Annotated in this window: 17 protein-coding genes; 10 read left to right on the top strand and 7 right to left on the bottom strand. The window is 59.3% G+C overall.

Going from position 1 to position 14,519, the window contains the following annotated elements:
- Positions 1-13: 13 nt before the first annotated feature.
- The 4 genes from proB to rplU all read right to left on the bottom strand — a co-directional run bounded on the left by proB (position 14) and on the right by rplU (position 3,155).
- A complete protein-coding gene (gene proB / locus HUV26_RS08880) occupies positions 14-1,156 on the bottom strand; it encodes a glutamate 5-kinase (protein ID WP_174409760.1) in 1,143 nt (380 codons plus the stop codon).
- 98 nt (positions 1,157-1,254) lie between these two features.
- Complete coding sequence (obgE, locus tag HUV26_RS08875) at positions 1,255-2,355, bottom strand: GTPase ObgE (protein WP_174409759.1); 1,101 nt, start codon at positions 2,353-2,355, stop codon at positions 1,255-1,257.
- A gap of 152 nt (positions 2,356-2,507) precedes the next feature.
- On the bottom strand, positions 2,508-2,780 hold the full coding sequence (gene rpmA, locus HUV26_RS08870) for a 50S ribosomal protein L27 (RefSeq protein ID WP_174409758.1): 273 nt from the start codon (positions 2,778-2,780) through the stop codon (positions 2,508-2,510).
- Between the two features lie 66 nt (positions 2,781-2,846).
- Positions 2,847-3,155: a 50S ribosomal protein L21 gene (rplU, locus tag HUV26_RS08865; RefSeq protein WP_174409757.1), complete on the bottom strand. Its 309-nt coding sequence runs from the start codon at positions 3,153-3,155 to the stop codon at positions 2,847-2,849.
- 640 nt (positions 3,156-3,795) lie between these two features.
- On the opposite strand from rplU, the gene rfbA reads away from it, so the two are divergent.
- On the top strand, positions 3,796-4,662 hold the full coding sequence (gene rfbA, locus HUV26_RS08860) for a glucose-1-phosphate thymidylyltransferase RfbA (RefSeq protein ID WP_174409756.1): 867 nt from the start codon (positions 3,796-3,798) through the stop codon (positions 4,660-4,662).
- 424 nt (positions 4,663-5,086) lie between these two features.
- Here rfbA and HUV26_RS08855 read toward each other — a convergent pair whose 3' ends face one another.
- On the bottom strand, positions 5,087-5,230 hold the full coding sequence (locus HUV26_RS08855) for a hypothetical protein (RefSeq protein ID WP_174409755.1): 144 nt from the start codon (positions 5,228-5,230) through the stop codon (positions 5,087-5,089).
- 195 nt (positions 5,231-5,425) lie between these two features.
- Here HUV26_RS08855 and rlmD point away from each other — a divergent pair, with 195 nt between their 5' ends.
- Together rlmD and HUV26_RS08845 are read left to right on the top strand one after the other, a co-directional pair.
- A complete protein-coding gene (gene rlmD, locus HUV26_RS08850) occupies positions 5,426-6,832 on the top strand; it encodes a 23S rRNA (uracil(1939)-C(5))-methyltransferase RlmD (RefSeq protein ID WP_174409754.1) in 1,407 nt (468 codons plus the stop codon).
- A gap of 165 nt (positions 6,833-6,997) precedes the next feature.
- The gene (locus HUV26_RS08845) at positions 6,998-7,486 is read left to right on the top strand and encodes a cytochrome c family protein (protein ID WP_174409753.1); all 489 of its coding nucleotides are present in this window, start codon (positions 6,998-7,000) and stop codon (positions 7,484-7,486) included.
- Between the two features lie 70 nt (positions 7,487-7,556).
- Here the strand turns inward: HUV26_RS08845 and HUV26_RS08840 are convergent, their stop codons facing one another.
- Both HUV26_RS08840 and HUV26_RS08835 read right to left on the bottom strand, forming a co-directional pair.
- The gene (locus HUV26_RS08840; RefSeq protein ID WP_174409752.1) at positions 7,557-9,215 is read right to left on the bottom strand and encodes a PilZ domain-containing protein; all 1,659 of its coding nucleotides are present in this window, start codon (positions 9,213-9,215) and stop codon (positions 7,557-7,559) included.
- A gap of 129 nt (positions 9,216-9,344) precedes the next feature.
- Positions 9,345-9,809 (bottom strand): pyridoxamine 5'-phosphate oxidase family protein, encoded by a 465-nt coding sequence (locus HUV26_RS08835; RefSeq protein WP_174409751.1) that lies wholly within the window; start codon positions 9,807-9,809, stop codon positions 9,345-9,347.
- A 186-nt stretch (positions 9,810-9,995) separates the two neighbouring features.
- Between HUV26_RS08835 and HUV26_RS08830 the strand changes: the two genes are divergently transcribed.
- The 7 genes from HUV26_RS08830 (at position 9,996) to HUV26_RS08800 (ending at position 14,382) form a co-directional block, all read left to right on the top strand.
- Complete coding sequence (locus HUV26_RS08830) at positions 9,996-10,271, top strand: AtpZ/AtpI family protein (protein ID WP_174409750.1); 276 nt, start codon at positions 9,996-9,998, stop codon at positions 10,269-10,271.
- On the top strand, positions 10,243-10,677 hold the full coding sequence (locus HUV26_RS08825; RefSeq protein ID WP_174409749.1) for an ATP synthase subunit I: 435 nt from the start codon (positions 10,243-10,245) through the stop codon (positions 10,675-10,677). The genes HUV26_RS08830 and HUV26_RS08825 overlap by 29 nt, the downstream gene beginning before the upstream one ends.
- Positions 10,678-10,681: 4 nt before the next feature.
- The gene (atpB, locus tag HUV26_RS08820; RefSeq protein WP_174409748.1) at positions 10,682-11,383 is read left to right on the top strand and encodes a F0F1 ATP synthase subunit A; all 702 of its coding nucleotides are present in this window, start codon (positions 10,682-10,684) and stop codon (positions 11,381-11,383) included.
- A 56-nt stretch (positions 11,384-11,439) separates the two neighbouring features.
- Complete coding sequence (locus tag HUV26_RS08815; RefSeq protein WP_174409747.1) at positions 11,440-11,745, top strand: ATP synthase F0 subunit C; 306 nt, start codon at positions 11,440-11,442, stop codon at positions 11,743-11,745.
- Positions 11,746-11,805: 60 nt separating this feature from the next.
- Positions 11,806-12,483 (top strand): redox-sensing transcriptional repressor Rex, encoded by a 678-nt coding sequence (locus HUV26_RS08810; RefSeq protein WP_174409746.1) that lies wholly within the window; start codon positions 11,806-11,808, stop codon positions 12,481-12,483.
- Positions 12,484-12,836: 353 nt separating this feature from the next.
- Entirely contained in the window at positions 12,837-13,646 is an 810-nt protein-coding gene (locus HUV26_RS08805) for an SAM hydrolase/SAM-dependent halogenase family protein (protein ID WP_174409745.1), read from the top strand.
- 1 nt (position 13,647) lies between these two features.
- Entirely contained in the window at positions 13,648-14,382 is a 735-nt protein-coding gene (locus HUV26_RS08800) for an adenosylcobinamide-GDP ribazoletransferase (RefSeq protein ID WP_174409744.1), read from the top strand.
- The last annotated feature ends 137 nt before the right edge of the window (positions 14,383-14,519 follow it).

Below are 14,519 nucleotides of genomic sequence, written 5' to 3'. Positions count from 1 at the left end.
GCCGAAAATTCCGTTATACCACGGCATCCATGAGCAGATTATCTCTATGGATGGCTTCCGGGTACTGGTTGTCGCCAAGCACGGCTTTCAGCTCCGCACTCTTCATGCCCAGCACCCTGCGCAGGTCCGCCGCCGTGTAGTTGCACAGCCCCACACCCACCACCACCCCCGCAAGGGTTGTCACGCGCACCAGTGCGCCACGCTGAAAGTTGCCATCCACGCGCACCACACCAGCGGGCAACAGGCTCTTGTGCCCTTGGGAAAGCGCGCGCACGGCACCGTCGTCCACCACAAGCACTCCGGCGGGATCGGTATTGTAGGCCATCCAGAACTTCCGGCGCGAAACAGCCTTGGCTTCGGCGCAGACCCACGTACCCAGCATCTCGCCGGAAAATGCCCGCACAATGGCGTCCGGTTCGCGCCCGGAAAGGATGAGCGTGGGCACGCCCAGTTGCGCGGCACGGCGGGCCGCAAGAAGCTTGGAATACATGCCGCCTGTCCCCACGGAGGTCTTGCCCCCGCACATGGTGTCCAGATTCAGGGCATGCACGTCTTCAATAACGTCCAGCACGCGGGCGTTCTCGGTAGTGTCCGGGTTGTCGGCGTATACGCCGGAGGCAGAGGTAAGATTGACGTACAGGTCCGCTTCCACCACATTGATCAGCAGGGAGGCAAGGCTGTCGTTGTCGCCGAACTCCAGTTCCTGCACCGCCACGGTGTCGTTTTCGTTGACGATGGGAATGGCCCGCCATTGCAGCAGGGAGGCAAATGTATTGCGGGCGTTCAAAAACCGGTGGCGGCTTTTCAGATCGTCCTTGGTAAGCAGTATCTGGGCGGAGAGCTTGCCGTGCTCCTCAAACGCCTCGTTGTAAAAATGCATCAGGCGGCTCTGCCCCACGGCGGAAGCAGCCTGCTTATCCGGCATGCCCTTGATCTCGCAGCACGCGCGCAGCACGTTGCGCCCCGCCGCCACAGCGCCGGAAGACACCAGCACCACCTCGGTTCCCCGGTCATGCAACTGGGCCAACTGTCCGGCAAGGCTGCGCACCACGGCAAGGTCCACGCCAAGCCCTGTGGTCAGCACGGCGCTTCCCACTTTCACAACCACCCGCTTCGCGCCATTCAGAACGCGCTCACGTTCCTGCTTCCAGTCCATGTTCACACCCGTACGGCTGGCTGTTATCTGGTTTTCGGAAAAGTCCCTTTCCGCAGGCAGGGTCAAAACGGAACGGATTGAGCAATGGCAGGCCCCCGTTACTCACGGGTCCAGATAACCTCCACCTCATCCACGTCTTCTTCCTCCTCCACCCATTCACGGGCAGAGTTGATGGGGGCATTGCGGTCCAGCACTTCCTGCATGCGCCACATTTCCTCCACCACTTCCTCCATTCCCTGCCCGTGCAGAGCGGAAACAAAGCGAACCGTCTTGCCGTCCTGCTGCGCCTGCTCACGCAGGGCATCCAGAAACGCCTCATCCACAAGGTCTATCTTGTTGATCACCAGCATCTGCAGGCGTTCGCCGAGAACAGGGTCAAACCGGACAAGCTCCTCGTTGATGAGGTCAAAACCGGCCCAGGGATTTTCCAGCGAAATGTCTTCGGCACTGAGGATATGCACCAGAAACCGGGTACGCTCCACATGCTTGAGAAACCGTATGCCCAGCCCCAGCCCCTCGTGCGCACCTTCGATAAGCCCCGGAATGTCCGCAATAACAAGCCGCCGTTCAGAGTCCACCTCGTGAATCATAACCCCCAGATTGGGAGTAATAGTGGTAAACGGGTAGCTGGCTATCTTGGGCCGCGCGGCGGAAACCTTGGATATGAAGGTAGACTTGCCTGCGTTGGGCAGGCCGAGCAGCCCCGCATCCGCAAGGATTTTCAGTTCCAGCCGCAGCCGCTTGTACTCACCCTCTTCACCGGGCTGCGCAAAGCGGGGCACCCGCATGGTGGAGGACTTGAAAAACTCGTTGCCGTGCCCGCCGCGTCCGCCGCCCGCAATAAGGATCATGGTGTCAGGCTCGGACAGGTCAGCCACAAGGGTTTCGTGCCCGTCCTCACCAATTTCAAAAACCAGCGTCCCCACAGGCAGGTCAATGACCAGATCCTCGCCCTTGCGGCCGAACATCTGGCTTCCCTGTCCCGGGCGCCCGTTCTCGGCGGCGTAGTTGCGCTTGAGCCTGAAGTCATAAAGCGAAAGCAGTTTGGAGGAACCGCGCAGGAATACATTGCCTCCCGCGCCCCCGTCGCCGCCGTCCGGGCCGCCGCGGGGTATGAACTTTTCCCTCCGGAAGGATAAACAGCCGTTGCCGCCCTTTCCGGCGCGCACGGTTATGGTGGCTTCATCCACAAAGCGCATGATCTTGCCTACGTTCCTTGCAAAAATTCCCGGCGTTTCCCCTGGGGAGAAACCGCCGTGCAAAAAGCACTGCGGCGGCCTCTGGCCGCCTGAAAAAAAGGGCGAAAGACGCAACGCGACTTTCGCCCTGTCCTGTCATTACGAAAAAGACCTTATTCGGCCACGGCGGGAACAATGCTCACGCGGGTCTTGATCTTCTTCTTGCGGGTGTACTTTTCGTACTTTACCACGCCGTCAACCTTGGCGAACAGGGTGAAGTCCCGACCCATGCCCACGTTCTCGCCGGGGTGCACCTTGGTGCCCACCTGACGGACAAGAATGTTGCCGGCCAGCACAACCTGACCGCCGTAGCGCTTGATGCCGCGGCGCTGTCCCTGTGAGTCGCGTCCGTTTCTGGAACTACCACCAGCTTTTTTATGTGCCATGACTAGCCTCTCCTGACAAAAAAATTACAAGGCCCGGAAACCAGACCCGAACACGGGCCTATGCAATTAGGCCTGAATACCCTTAATCTTCAGAGCGGTAAAGCCCTGACGGTGTCCCTGCTTGCGGCGGGAATCCTGACGGCGGCGCTTCTTGAAGACAACAATCTTCTCGCCACGGCCATGTGCCAGCACTTCCGCCGTCACCTTTGCGGAGGCAACATAGGGAGCGCCCACGGCAAACTTGTCGCCGCCAACCATGAGAACCTTATCAAGAACGATTTCGCTGCCCGCTTCGGCTGCAAGCAGTTCCACAAAGATCTTGCCGCCTTCTTCAACACGGAACTGCTTTCCGCCCGTTTCGACGATCGCGTACATATATATTCCTCCATAGAAAGAGAGAGGGGAGACTTACCTTCTTTCCGCAGGAGAAGTCAACCCAAATAATTGCTGCATTCCAATATTGTGTGTCACCAAAAGTGAACCGCCTCCACTACCACGGGCCATTATGGTTGGCAAGCGTTTAGTGCCCCCGGCAGCAGTTTTTCATACCTGCCCTGCACGCGCCGCACACACAGCGAAAATGCCTCGCCTGCCCGTTCCCAAACCGGCCCTCCCCACCACACCCTGTCCAATTTCCAGTCCGCCCCGGCTTGGCTCCCTGCCCGTGGTATCCCGCAAAATAATCCTCCACCTCATCCGCAGCATCCACCTCATTCGCAGCATCCACCTCATTCGCAACATCCGCAGCATTCACAGCGCGACGTCAGCAAGAATTTACTCCTTACAGAAAATTTTGCATGACAAGCTTTGCAAACTGTGTAATAGGGGACTTGAGTGTGTCTCATCTCGTGTCCGGGGAGAAGTACCGCACCAAAGCCCTCCCCCAAGGCTTATTCTCCCCGGACCCCTAAAAATCTCCCCGCTTTGCATTTCCCAATCCTTTCTGTATATTACGGAATCCGTTCACGTGCGCCCCGTTGCGCCACACAACATGGCATTCAAGTGAGGTTTCCTGATGAAGGGCATAATCCTCGCGGGCGGCTCGGGCACCCGCCTCTATCCCATCACCCACGGCGTGTGCAAGCAGCTCCTTCCCGTCTTTGACAAGCCCATGATCTACTACCCCCTGTCGGTGCTCATGCTTTCCGGCATACGGGAAATCTGCATCATCTCCACCCCCAAAGACCTGCCCCGCTTCCGGGATATGTTCGGCAACGGCAGCCAGCTGGGCCTTTCGCTCACCTATGTGGAGCAGCCCTCCCCGGACGGACTGGCGCAGGCTTTCATTCTGGGCCGGAACTTCATCGGCAACTCCCCCGTCTGCCTTGTGCTGGGCGACAACCTGTTTTACGGGCACGGCCTTTCCACCGTGCTGGAGCACAGTGCCACCCTGCGTGAAGGCGGCATCGTCTTCGGCTACAAGGTGCGCGACCCGGAACGCTACGGTGTTGTGGAGTTCGATGCGAACATGAAGGCCCTGAGCATAGAAGAAAAGCCCGCGCACCCCAAATCCCGCTACGCCGTGACCGGCCTCTATTATTATGATAACCGCGTGGCAGACATCGCCGCCTCGCTCCGCCCGTCCGCGCGCGGCGAGCTGGAAATCACCGACCTCAACAACGTCTACCTGCAGCAAGGCAGGCTGGATGTGCAGCTCCTCGGCCGGGGCGTGGCATGGCTGGATACGGGCACCTTCGAATCGCTGCATCAGGCGGCGGCGTTTGTCCGTGCCGTTCAGGACAGGCAGGGACTCAAAATAGCCTGCGTGGAAGAGATTGCCTACCGCAAGGGCTACATCTCCGCTTCCGAACTGGCGGAACTGGCCCGCCCCATGCTCAAGAACGAATACGGCCAATACCTGATGGATGTCATTTCCGGCTGAACAGTGAACCTTGAACCGTGAACCGCCGAGCCTGCCAGGCACTACCAGACACGCCCGGACACTACCGGACACCGCCTCCTGCCGCAGACCCGCATGCCCCGCTGTTTTCCGCCACGCAGCACCGGCAGCAGACAACGCCAGCTTTTCGGCTCTGCACAGTGGCTGGCCCGGAACCACAAAAAAAAGCCGCCCCGTTCTGCAACGGAGCGGCCACATGTAACAATAATATACGGCGAGCCAAAAGGCTCGTGCACCTTATTCAACCTTACGAGCAGCCCTGCCAGCACCCGCTCCGGAAGAAGCACGGATACGGCCATATGCAGGACAGCCGAAAAGCCCGTCTCATTCTCCTGCCTGCTCCGCCCCGTGCGCACACGAAGCAACCCAGAACCGGCAGCCGAAAAGGCGCGGAAGGCGAAACGGCTTAATGGTGGTCGAGATGCTCGCCCTTCTTGATGCGATAGAAGGCAGCAGAGACAATGAACACGAAGTAGATGAAGATAAGGCTCACACCCACAAAGCCCTGCGGGGTGGAGTGCATCATGTTGTCAAAAAGTTCCGCCAGCATGGTTCTGCTCCTTTTTCTCAAACATTTCCTAGGTCAGGCACAGGAAAAGTAGTTGCCTCAAAACCACGAAAAGTCAAGAATCATTTTGTGATTTTGCGCACAAATATAAAAATTCTGTAACAATACCAGCATCCTTCACCCAACCAAACTGACCGCGCAACCAGTTTTGCGCGCAACCATACATACGGAGCCCCTATGTCCAGCCCCATCGCCCCCGGCGACACCCTAGACCTTCCCATCCACGCCCTTGCCACAGGCGGCAAAGCCATCACCCGCCACGAAGGCATGGTCATCTTCACAGACCGCGGCATCCCCGGCCAGACCGTTCGCGCCACTATCAGCCGTGTGAAAAAACGGTTTGCCGAAGCAACATTCCAGCACACCGTCACCCCCGCCCCGGACGAGATTCCCCCCTTCTGCAAGCATTTCGGGCTGTGCGGCGGCTGCCTGTGGCAGAACCTGCCCTACTCAGGCCAGCTTGAATGGAAACGCCGGTTTGTGGAAGACTCCATCCGCCGCATCGCCGGGGCGGAAGATGTGCCCGTTGCCCCGGTCATCGCCTCCCCGCAGGAACGGCACTACCGCAACAAAATGGAATTCGCCTTCCTGCAAGGCCGCGGCACCATCCACCTCGGCCTGCGCCGCTACGCATCGCATTCCATCGTCAATATTGAAGAATGCCATCTGCAATCGCAGCGCGCCACCGCCATTGTCCAGCATGTCCGCCAATGGGCCAACCGTCAGGAAGCCATGCCCGCCTACGACCCGCAAAAGGGCAAGGGCTACCTGCGCTTCCTTGTGGTGCGCGAAACCCGCCGCACCAACCAGCTTATGGTGCAGATCATCACCGCGCCGGACTGGTCTTCCGGCAACAGGCGCAATGCCGCAGTAGCCGCACTAGGCACTGAACTTGCCCAAGCATTTTCGGGCCTTACTTCCTTCATACATTCCGAGCGCGCGGACAAAGCGCAGATAGCCTACGGCGAACGCGACCTCACGGTACAGGGCGCCACAGAACTCCACGAAACCCTGCACATCGGCGATACAGACCACACCCTGTGCATCGGCGGCGCAGCTTCCTTTTTCCAGACCAACACCGGCGCGGCAGAAATCCTGTATACCAAGGCGCTGGAAATGGCTGCGCTCACCGGCACGGAAACGGTGTGGGATCTGTACTGCGGCGTGGGAGCCCTCTCTCTGGGTGCCGCCGCGCACTCCGCAGCCGTCACCGGTTTCGAGATAACGGCAGATGCCGTGGACACCGCCGGCAAAAACGCAACAGACCGCGGCGCGGGCAACGTCCGATTCATAGCTGGCGACGTGCGCCACACCATGCGCGAGGAGCAGAGCAACCCGCAGGTCATCATCACAGACCCGCCCCGCAGCGGCATGCACCCGGAAGTGGTCGCCGCCATCGCCGCCCGCGCTCCGGAGCGCATTGTCCACATCTCCTGCGACCCGGCAACACAGGCACGCGACATAGGTCTGCTGCTGCACGCCTACCGCATTGTGCAGGTGCAGCCCGTAGACCTGTTCCCGCACACTCCGCATATAGAAAATATCGTCCTGCTGCACCGTCTGACAGACAGACAGGAATCGTAAAAACAGCCAGCCCCTACCCCGATTCGCCAGAGATTTTCGCAGACTATGGACGAATCCTCTTTTCTGGGCTACAGAGATGCAAACCACCGGGGCACCGTAATCCGCGGTTGCCCCGGCCCTTCATCGGCTCACCCGTAATTCCCCAGAGGAAGGAGGTTGCCCGCCATGCATCGCACGTTCTCAGAGCAGAAAGCACTACTCCTGTGTCTCGTCGCCCTTGCCCTGTGGTTCTGCAGTGCCCCCCGGCACACCGCCGCCGCCCCGGCAACCGCCACCTATGTGGGCACAGATGCCTGCGCAGACTGTCATGAAGAGCAGTACTCCAACTTCAAAAAGTTTGCGAAAAAAGCCAAGTCCGACAAAAGCATAAAGGTCATGGCTCCCAAGCTCACCGCTGCCGAACTGCAGGGCTGCTACGGGTGTCACACCACGGGCTACGGAAAACCGGGCGGGTTTGAAAGCTTCGAGAAAACCCCGCATCTGGGTGACGCGGGCTGCGAGGTGTGCCACGGCCCCGGCTCGGAACATGTGGATTCCGGCGGCGACCCGTCCCTTATCAGCAACCCCACCATGGAAGAATGTCTGGTCTGTCACAACGAGGAACGCGTGGCAAACTTCGGCTTCCGCCCCCTGCTCTACGGCGGCGCGCACTAGCCGCCCTGCTCCCTGCATCGGGGAGTACCTGTCTTTTAATAGTTTCAGGAGAGCCGGACCAAGCTGCCGCCTACCAGTCCACCTCTATGATGATCTTGCCTGAAGGATCACGGCGAATACCCGCCACGTCCTCCAGCACCACATCATCAGACTCCGCAGCCTTGTTCTGTTCCTGAGAAATAAGCTCCTCAAGCGCCGCCTTCTGCGTGTCGCTCAACTCCAAAAACTGGCAGCCCACCCTGTCCGCACCGACAAAACGGACAACGGCCTGCACCTTTTTCAGGCGCACATCCTGCGAATCCAGCAGGTTGAACCGGAACACCTGCCCCGGCTCCAGCATGCCGGGCTCCATCTTGAAACAGATGCCACCCATGCTGATATCCACCACAATATACACCTCATCCTGCCGCCCCAGCGAAACGGAAAAATCCACCAGCGGAATACGCGGATACTGCCGCTTTTCCTTCCAGTCTGCGGCAGATGCCTCCTGCTGAACGCCGGATGTATGCCGGGCTGTCCCGCCACCTCCCCCCTGCTGTGCAGCCCCGGCAGAGGAATGCCCGGACTGTGCCCGCATGGCCTTTCGTGCCGGCTCCAGCAACGAGGCATCCAGCCCGCCGTCCGTAAGTGTACGCACGGCTTTCTTCTCTTTTCCCTGTCGCAGATAGGCAACAGCAAGCTCCTTGCGTAGTTCCCCGGTGCCTGCACTTCGCTCCAGCCCCGTCTCATACGCGCTTACGGCCCGGTCAAGCTGCCCGCTCTCCTGCAACTGCCGCCCTGCGATGAGAAAAGGGTCTTCAAGGGGCGCAGACATTCCGGCAGGTGCCTCGCCCATGCGGCGCGCCGCCTTGCCTGCTTCCGCCATGCGCCCTTCAACGGCAAGAGCAGAAACAGCCTTATGCCGGAACGTAAAGGTCTGCACAGCGTCACCAAGTCCGGAAAAACTCTCCGCAAGGCCGGAAAATGCATCCGCAGAGAGCGGCTTGCGCTTAAGCACGGCCAAAAACACCTGCGCTGCCTTGGTAAATAGCCTGCGCGCAAGCAAATCTTCGCCGGAACGCACGAGCCGCCTGGCATCCTCGTCATCGTCAATGGGATCGGGAGTGCCCGCAGTCGTTGGAGAAGCCGGGGGAGTAGCGGGACCAGATGGGCCGTGCGGGCCTGCCGGACGAACATCACTCCCCTGCGCAGAGCCCGCCGGTTTGCGCGGATCTGCATTGCTACGGGCCGCATCCGGAGCGGGCGCGGCAGCACCGGGCGATTCTTTGCTCCCCTGCGGACGGGCGGAACCGGCATCCCGTTCCGCTGTCCCTGCCGCCCGGACAAGTCTGGGCTGCACCTGCCCCTCTGCCCGCAGTGCCTCCAGCACAGCGGCACGCACAGCCTGCGGGTCAAACTGCGCCGTCAGGCACGATGTGGCACCGGCATTCAGCGCCGCGCGCGCCTCATCGGTACCACATCGGGGATACACCACAATGACCGCCAGTTTGTCATACTTGGCATCGGCCCGAATGGCTCTGATCAGGGCATGGTTGTTGGCAGCGGAAATTTCGCCCCGCAGCAGGAGCAGGTCAAAAGGGGTCTTCTTCAGTGCCACAATGCCCACTTTAAGCGATGGCGCAAAAAGCAGCCGTACCTGCCCCATTCCGGAAAGTCCGGCCCGGAAAATATCCTGATATTCCGGCCTTTCTTCAATAACAAGGATCTTCAGAATGCGCTGTCCGTCCATGCACCCACACCCCGCACTGCGTGATTCGTTTCTCCGCGCCCCCAAATCCCCTATATACCCGGATGAGGACAAGGTCTACCCTCCGGGGCTGTCCGGAAAACGCCCCGGCAGCAGGGCATCGCGTCATGTTCACGACATATTGGCCCGCTTGCCGCTCACGCAGGTAAGACGCACGCGCACCAAGGCCACGCCCCTGGCCTCGGCTTCAGATACCGTGGCAGGGTCGCCGCCATAGCGCAGGATTATGGCGCGCAAAGCCTCGCCACGCTCCTTCCCGTCAGTCAGAATCTCCGCTGTGCCGCTGGCGCAAACGCTCTCATACGCCATGCCCATGTCACATGCCCGGCCGCCCTGTCCCACCAGCCGTGCTGTGGCCACCGCAGTCACGCTTACGCGCGGGTCACGGCGCAGGCAATCCAGCTTGCGCCCCTGCCGCGCACTGTGAAAATAGATGCAGCCGTCCGCATGGGCAAAATTCAGCGGCACCGCATACGGCCCGTCCTCGCCGGAAAGCCCCAGAACAATATACGGTGCCGCATCCAGCACCCTGCAAAGCCACTGCGGGTCTGTGACCATCCTGTCTGCACGCCGCACAATGCCTCCCGGCTCTGATTGACTAAACAGTTTACGAGCCTCATGAAATTTATGAAAAAAACCACAGGCAATCCGCCTCACCCGTTGACGGGGATACCATCGCGTGATAGACCGAACCAACTTGTGAACGATTGCACGAAGTGCCCCTCACGAACAACGTTGTCGTTTCATACGGGGGTGCGGAGAATGATCATTAAAAAGAACAAGGAAATCAACACTAAAAAGTATGTCGACCTTATGGGAACCGTCGGAACGATGGGCATGCATATGGTCACACATCCCGCTGTGGGGGCGGTTGTAGGCTACTTTCTAGATGATTGGTTGGGGACTAAGCCTTGGCTGTTCATAACCTTCTTGATTCTGGGCGTCATTGCCGGTTTCAAGGCGGTGTTCGTGGACACGCAGAAGATCCTAAGGAATCAGGAAAAGCAAGATGCCGAACGGAATGGGCGAAAGGATTGAAAAGCACCTGTACGCCAAAGGCTTCAGGTTGCCGGAAATCCGGGCCATACTCAAGGCGCAGCTCCTGCTCTGCGGAACCTCTGTCCTGGTTGGAGTCTCAACGGTCTGGCTGACCCTGTGGCCGCTCAGTTTCGCGGTGGGCGTGATACTGGCCACGTTCAGCTTCTATTCGCTGGCACGGTTCATTCAGCAGGTCATCCTGCGAACCTACACCCGGCAAATGCTGTTGGGATTGCTGTTCAGGTTCTATGTACGGCTTATGCTTACCGGACTTATCCTGTTCGGACTGATTATCAAGCTCAGGGTTCCAAGTTCGGCACTCGTGGCTGGTTTTGCCACTTGTATGGCAACCATGCTCGTCGGAATTCTGTTCAGGCGGGCAGAGCGGAAAATCAAGGAGGCATGAGGATATGGCAGGTGGATTGCCGCATCCGGTGCTATGGTCCTCCCTCGCGGGAATGGACTATATCACCATCAATGGAACTCAAACCGAGTTCAAGCATGTGTTCTATACATGGATTGCCATGGCAATCCTCTTCAGTCTGGCATTTCTCGTTCGCGGCCAGCTGAAGATGGTGCCCGGAAAGATCCAAAATGTTTTTGAAGTAATCATCGGTGGGCTTGAGAACTTTGTTGTCAGTAACATCGGCGAGGACGGGCGCAAGATTTTTCACGTCCTCATCGCACTGTTCCTCTTCATTCTCACCAACAACCTTCTTGGTCTGGTGCCCGGCTGCGACGCACCCACGGCGAACGTGAACACCAACGCCGCGTTGGCTCTCTTCACGTTCCTCTATTACAACTGGATCGGTATTCAGCGCTGGGGCGCAGGCTACATCAAGCATTTCTGCGGTCCCTTCTGGTGGCTCATTCCTCTTATGCTGCCGCTGGAACTCATCTCCCACGCTGCACGTCCCCTCTCCCTTACGCTCCGTCTCTTCGGGAACATCCGGGGTGAGGAAATCGTGCTGATCCTGTTCTTCCTGCTCGCGCCGATCTTCGGCACTATTCCGATTTACTTCCTGTTCCTGCTGGCAAAGTGCCTTCAGGCTTTCATCTGGTTCATGCTCGGCATGATCTACCTGAAGGGTTCGCTGGAACACGCCCATTAATCGGGGGAAATGGTCTTAGACCAACTAACATACTAACGTTCTAGGAGTGTAGTACAATGCGTAAGTTCATGATGATCGCCCTGAACACTGTTGCCATCCTGTCCGTTGCCGCCATGGCTTTTGCTGCCGAAGGCGCTCCCTACGGCGACCTGGTGTACTTTGGTGCCGCTATCGGTATGGCAATCGCCGCTGCCGGCTGCGGTATCGGTCAGGGCATGGGCCTGAAGGCTGCCTGCGAAGGCACCGCCCGTAACCCCGAAGCTTCCAACAAGATCACCGTGGCTCTCATTCTTGGCCTGGCATTCGTTGAATCCCTTGCCATTTACGCTCTGGTTGTTAACCTTATGCTTCTGACCAAATAAGCATACGGATAGCGCCTTTTTTAAGGAGGCCGCTATGCGGCCTCCTTTTTCCGGTTTATAATGGGAAAGTTTTCACAATCAGGATACACTCAGAACATGTCACAAAAAAGCGAACACATCCCGAGAGCCACCATCCAGCGTCTTGCCGTCTATGTGCAGGTGCTGGAAAACCTGCTGCGCGAAGGTACGGAGGTCATATCCTCCGAACCGCTCGCCAAGGCATGCAACGTAAACGCCTCTCAGATACGCAAGGATCTCGCCTACTTCGGTGAATTCGGGGTTCGGGGTGTGGGCTACTATGTAAAAAGCCTCATCGAATCCATCACCCGCGCCCTTGGCGTAGACAGAGAATGGCGCACCGTGCTCATCGGTGTGGGCAACCTTGGCCGCGCCCTGCTCAACCACAAGGAATTCCGCCTGCGCGGGTTCAACATTGTGGGCGCATTCGACTGCGACCCTTTCAAGATAGGCGAAGAAATTTCCGGCCTTGAGGTGGTGTGCACCAAACGGCTTAAAGAAAAGATCGGCGAAAACGGTGCAGAAATCGGCATCATCACCACGCCCCCGGAACGCGCCCAGCGCGCCGCCAACCATCTGGTGGAAGCAGGCATCCGGGGCATACTGAACTTCGCCCCTGCCCGTATCAGTGTACCTGCGGAAGTACATGTGGAGTATGTGGATATTTTCCATCACCTGTACGCGCTGTCCTTCAACATCACTTTCGGCAGTTCAGACTAGCAGCCCCGTCTGCGCTACAGGCTCCCCCAAAGATATTTCCATCTTTGATTACGGCTCTGATTCCGGCCCCTTGCCTTTGACGGATACGGCACGAACGCGCTATACTGCGCCATCGTGCTTTTTGCTGTTTTGCAGCTTGGCAGACCATGGAAATCTTGTGCTGCGGACCGCCCGTAACGGCACAACGCCGGGCAGAGGAAATGTCCGGCCTGTTTCCTGAGCCACATGCACAGAGAGCCATCGGGAAGACCTGAGTATTTCGCAGCAACGCAGCAGATTGCTTTCCAACTGCCCGGCAGGCACGCTATCCCCATCGCGTGTCATGTCCGGCAGACCTGCAGGAGGTTCGTTCCATGCCCGCCCCCATCGTTCTGCTTTCCGATTTCGGCCACACAGACCCCTATGTCGGACAGATGAAAGGGGTCCTCGCCACGCTTGCGCCGCATGTCCCCGTCATAGACCTCTGCCACGGCGTGCGCCCGCAGGCTGTGGCTCAGGGAGCCTACTTTCTGGCCTCCAGCTTCAGCCATTTTCCGGAGGGAAGCGTCTTCGTGTGCGTGGTGGACCCCGGCGTAGGCACGGACCGGGGCATTCTGTGCATGGAGGTGGCAGAGCGCCTTGTGCTGGCTCCGGACAACGGACTGCTGGTACCACTGCTTTCCGATTACCCGGCCGCCGCCTGCTACCGCATGGATACCGACATTTTCGAGGATGCCGCCCCCACCTTTCACGGGCGCGACATTTTCTGCCCTCTCGCCGCGCGGCTGGCATGCGGCGAACCGCTGAACACACTGGGCGAACCGTATCCTGTCTCGCAGATGTACACCCCGGAATGGATGGTTCCCGTGGGGTTTGCCGACCACATTGCCTGCCATGTGCAGCACATAGACCATTTCGGCAACGTGGTGCTCAATCTCAGCGCCATTCCGTGGCTGGAACGCATCGCCCTGTGGCCGGACCTGTACATCAGGCAGACGCCCCCCCAAAGGGTACTGCGCACCACCACCTTTGGGCAGCTGCCCCGCAACACGCTGGGGTGCATAGCCGGGAGTCAGGGATTTCTGGAACTTGTGCTGCATTCAGCCTCCGCCGCCCACTTCCTGAAACTGGATATCGGCGACAGCATCTTCCTGCACGGGCATCTGGATGTCTATGAGTCCTAACATGTTGTCCGACCTGCACGTTGCCTTCGGATTTCTGACCAGACTGGGGCGGGGCTGCCTCTGCGCCCAGGAGGATATGGGCCGCTCCGTCCGCCATTTCACGCTTGTAGGGCTTGTGCTCGGCATTCTGGTCACAGTTCCCGCACTGTTTATTCCCGGCGGGGCGCGCGCCACCCTCGGCGCGCTGTTCTGGGTCGGGGCCTCTGTCTGGCTCACCCGCGCGCTGCACTGGGATGGCTGGGCCGACCTGTGGGATGCATGGGGGAGCTGCGCGGAAGGAGAACGCTTCTGGGCCATTCTGAAAGACAGCCATATAGGCGCGTTCGGCGTCATCGGTCTTGCGGCTGGCCTCGGGGGTCAGGTGCTGTTGTCCCGTGAACTGCTCGCAAGCGGCTTGTGGCCCGCCCTTGTATGGGCACCGGCATTGGGCCGTGCGGCCGCCGCCCTTGCCGCCGGTCTCGGCACCGCACCGCCCGCCTCCACGCTGGGCAGGCTCTTTCTGGCAGGTGCCACGCCAGCCGTTGTCACCGTGCAGTGTCTGCTGGCCGTTCTTGCAGGGTTTGCGCTGTGCGGCCCCCGGACCGTCCTTGTGGCCTGCGTCGTTGCCGGGGCGGGGCTGTTTGCCATGGTCAGGCTTTCCCGGCGGGCGGGCGGCATGAACGGCGACTTTCTGGGAGCCGCCGTCATATGGGGCGAACTTGCGGCCATGTTCGCAGCCGCCCTGTTCATCGCCTGACAGGAATACTGCCTCCTGAACGGCCATGCCCTGCGGACAGAAAACAAAAATCAGCCGTTCAGGATTCCCCGCAGCACATTTCGGCACGGTCCGTGCTATCACCGTGTACAGGTCTCCCCGGTGTCGGCTATCCGACA

Source organism: Desulfovibrio psychrotolerans (assembly GCF_013340305.1).
GTDB classification, from domain to species: domain Bacteria; phylum Desulfobacterota; class Desulfovibrionia; order Desulfovibrionales; family Desulfovibrionaceae; genus Halodesulfovibrio; species Halodesulfovibrio psychrotolerans.
The sequence above is the reverse complement of the archived record's forward strand: the minus strand, read 5'-3'. Positions and strand labels throughout refer to the sequence as shown.

Coding starts and splice junctions, on each gene's coding strand:
- HUV26_RS08810 (WP_174409746.1), top strand. CDS start 11,806: ATGGGAAAGTTTTCACAATCAGGATACACTCAGAACATGTCACAAAAA.
- rpmA (WP_174409758.1), bottom strand. CDS start 2,780: ATGGCACATAAAAAAGCTGGTGGTAGTTCCAGAAACGGACGCGACTCA.
- HUV26_RS08840 (WP_174409752.1), bottom strand. CDS start 9,215: ATGGACGGACAGCGCATTCTGAAGATCCTTGTTATTGAAGAAAGGCCG.
- atpB (WP_174409748.1), top strand. CDS start 10,682: ATGGCAGGTGGATTGCCGCATCCGGTGCTATGGTCCTCCCTCGCGGGA.
- HUV26_RS08805 (WP_174409745.1), top strand. CDS start 12,837: ATGCCCGCCCCCATCGTTCTGCTTTCCGATTTCGGCCACACAGACCCC.
- rplU (WP_174409757.1), bottom strand. CDS start 3,155: ATGTACGCGATCGTCGAAACGGGCGGAAAGCAGTTCCGTGTTGAAGAA.
- HUV26_RS08800 (WP_174409744.1), top strand. CDS start 13,648: ATGTTGTCCGACCTGCACGTTGCCTTCGGATTTCTGACCAGACTGGGG.
- rlmD (WP_174409754.1), top strand. CDS start 5,426: ATGTCCAGCCCCATCGCCCCCGGCGACACCCTAGACCTTCCCATCCAC.
- obgE (WP_174409759.1), bottom strand. CDS start 2,355: ATGCGCTTTGTGGATGAAGCCACCATAACCGTGCGCGCCGGAAAGGGC.
- HUV26_RS08815 (WP_174409747.1), top strand. CDS start 11,440: ATGCGTAAGTTCATGATGATCGCCCTGAACACTGTTGCCATCCTGTCC.
- HUV26_RS08845 (WP_174409753.1), top strand. CDS start 6,998: ATGCATCGCACGTTCTCAGAGCAGAAAGCACTACTCCTGTGTCTCGTC.
- rfbA (WP_174409756.1), top strand. CDS start 3,796: ATGAAGGGCATAATCCTCGCGGGCGGCTCGGGCACCCGCCTCTATCCC.
- HUV26_RS08825 (WP_174409749.1), top strand. CDS start 10,243: ATGCCGAACGGAATGGGCGAAAGGATTGAAAAGCACCTGTACGCCAAA.
- HUV26_RS08855 (WP_174409755.1), bottom strand. CDS start 5,230: ATGCTGGCGGAACTTTTTGACAACATGATGCACTCCACCCCGCAGGGC.
- HUV26_RS08830 (WP_174409750.1), top strand. CDS start 9,996: ATGATCATTAAAAAGAACAAGGAAATCAACACTAAAAAGTATGTCGAC.
- proB (WP_174409760.1), bottom strand. CDS start 1,156: ATGGACTGGAAGCAGGAACGTGAGCGCGTTCTGAATGGCGCGAAGCGG.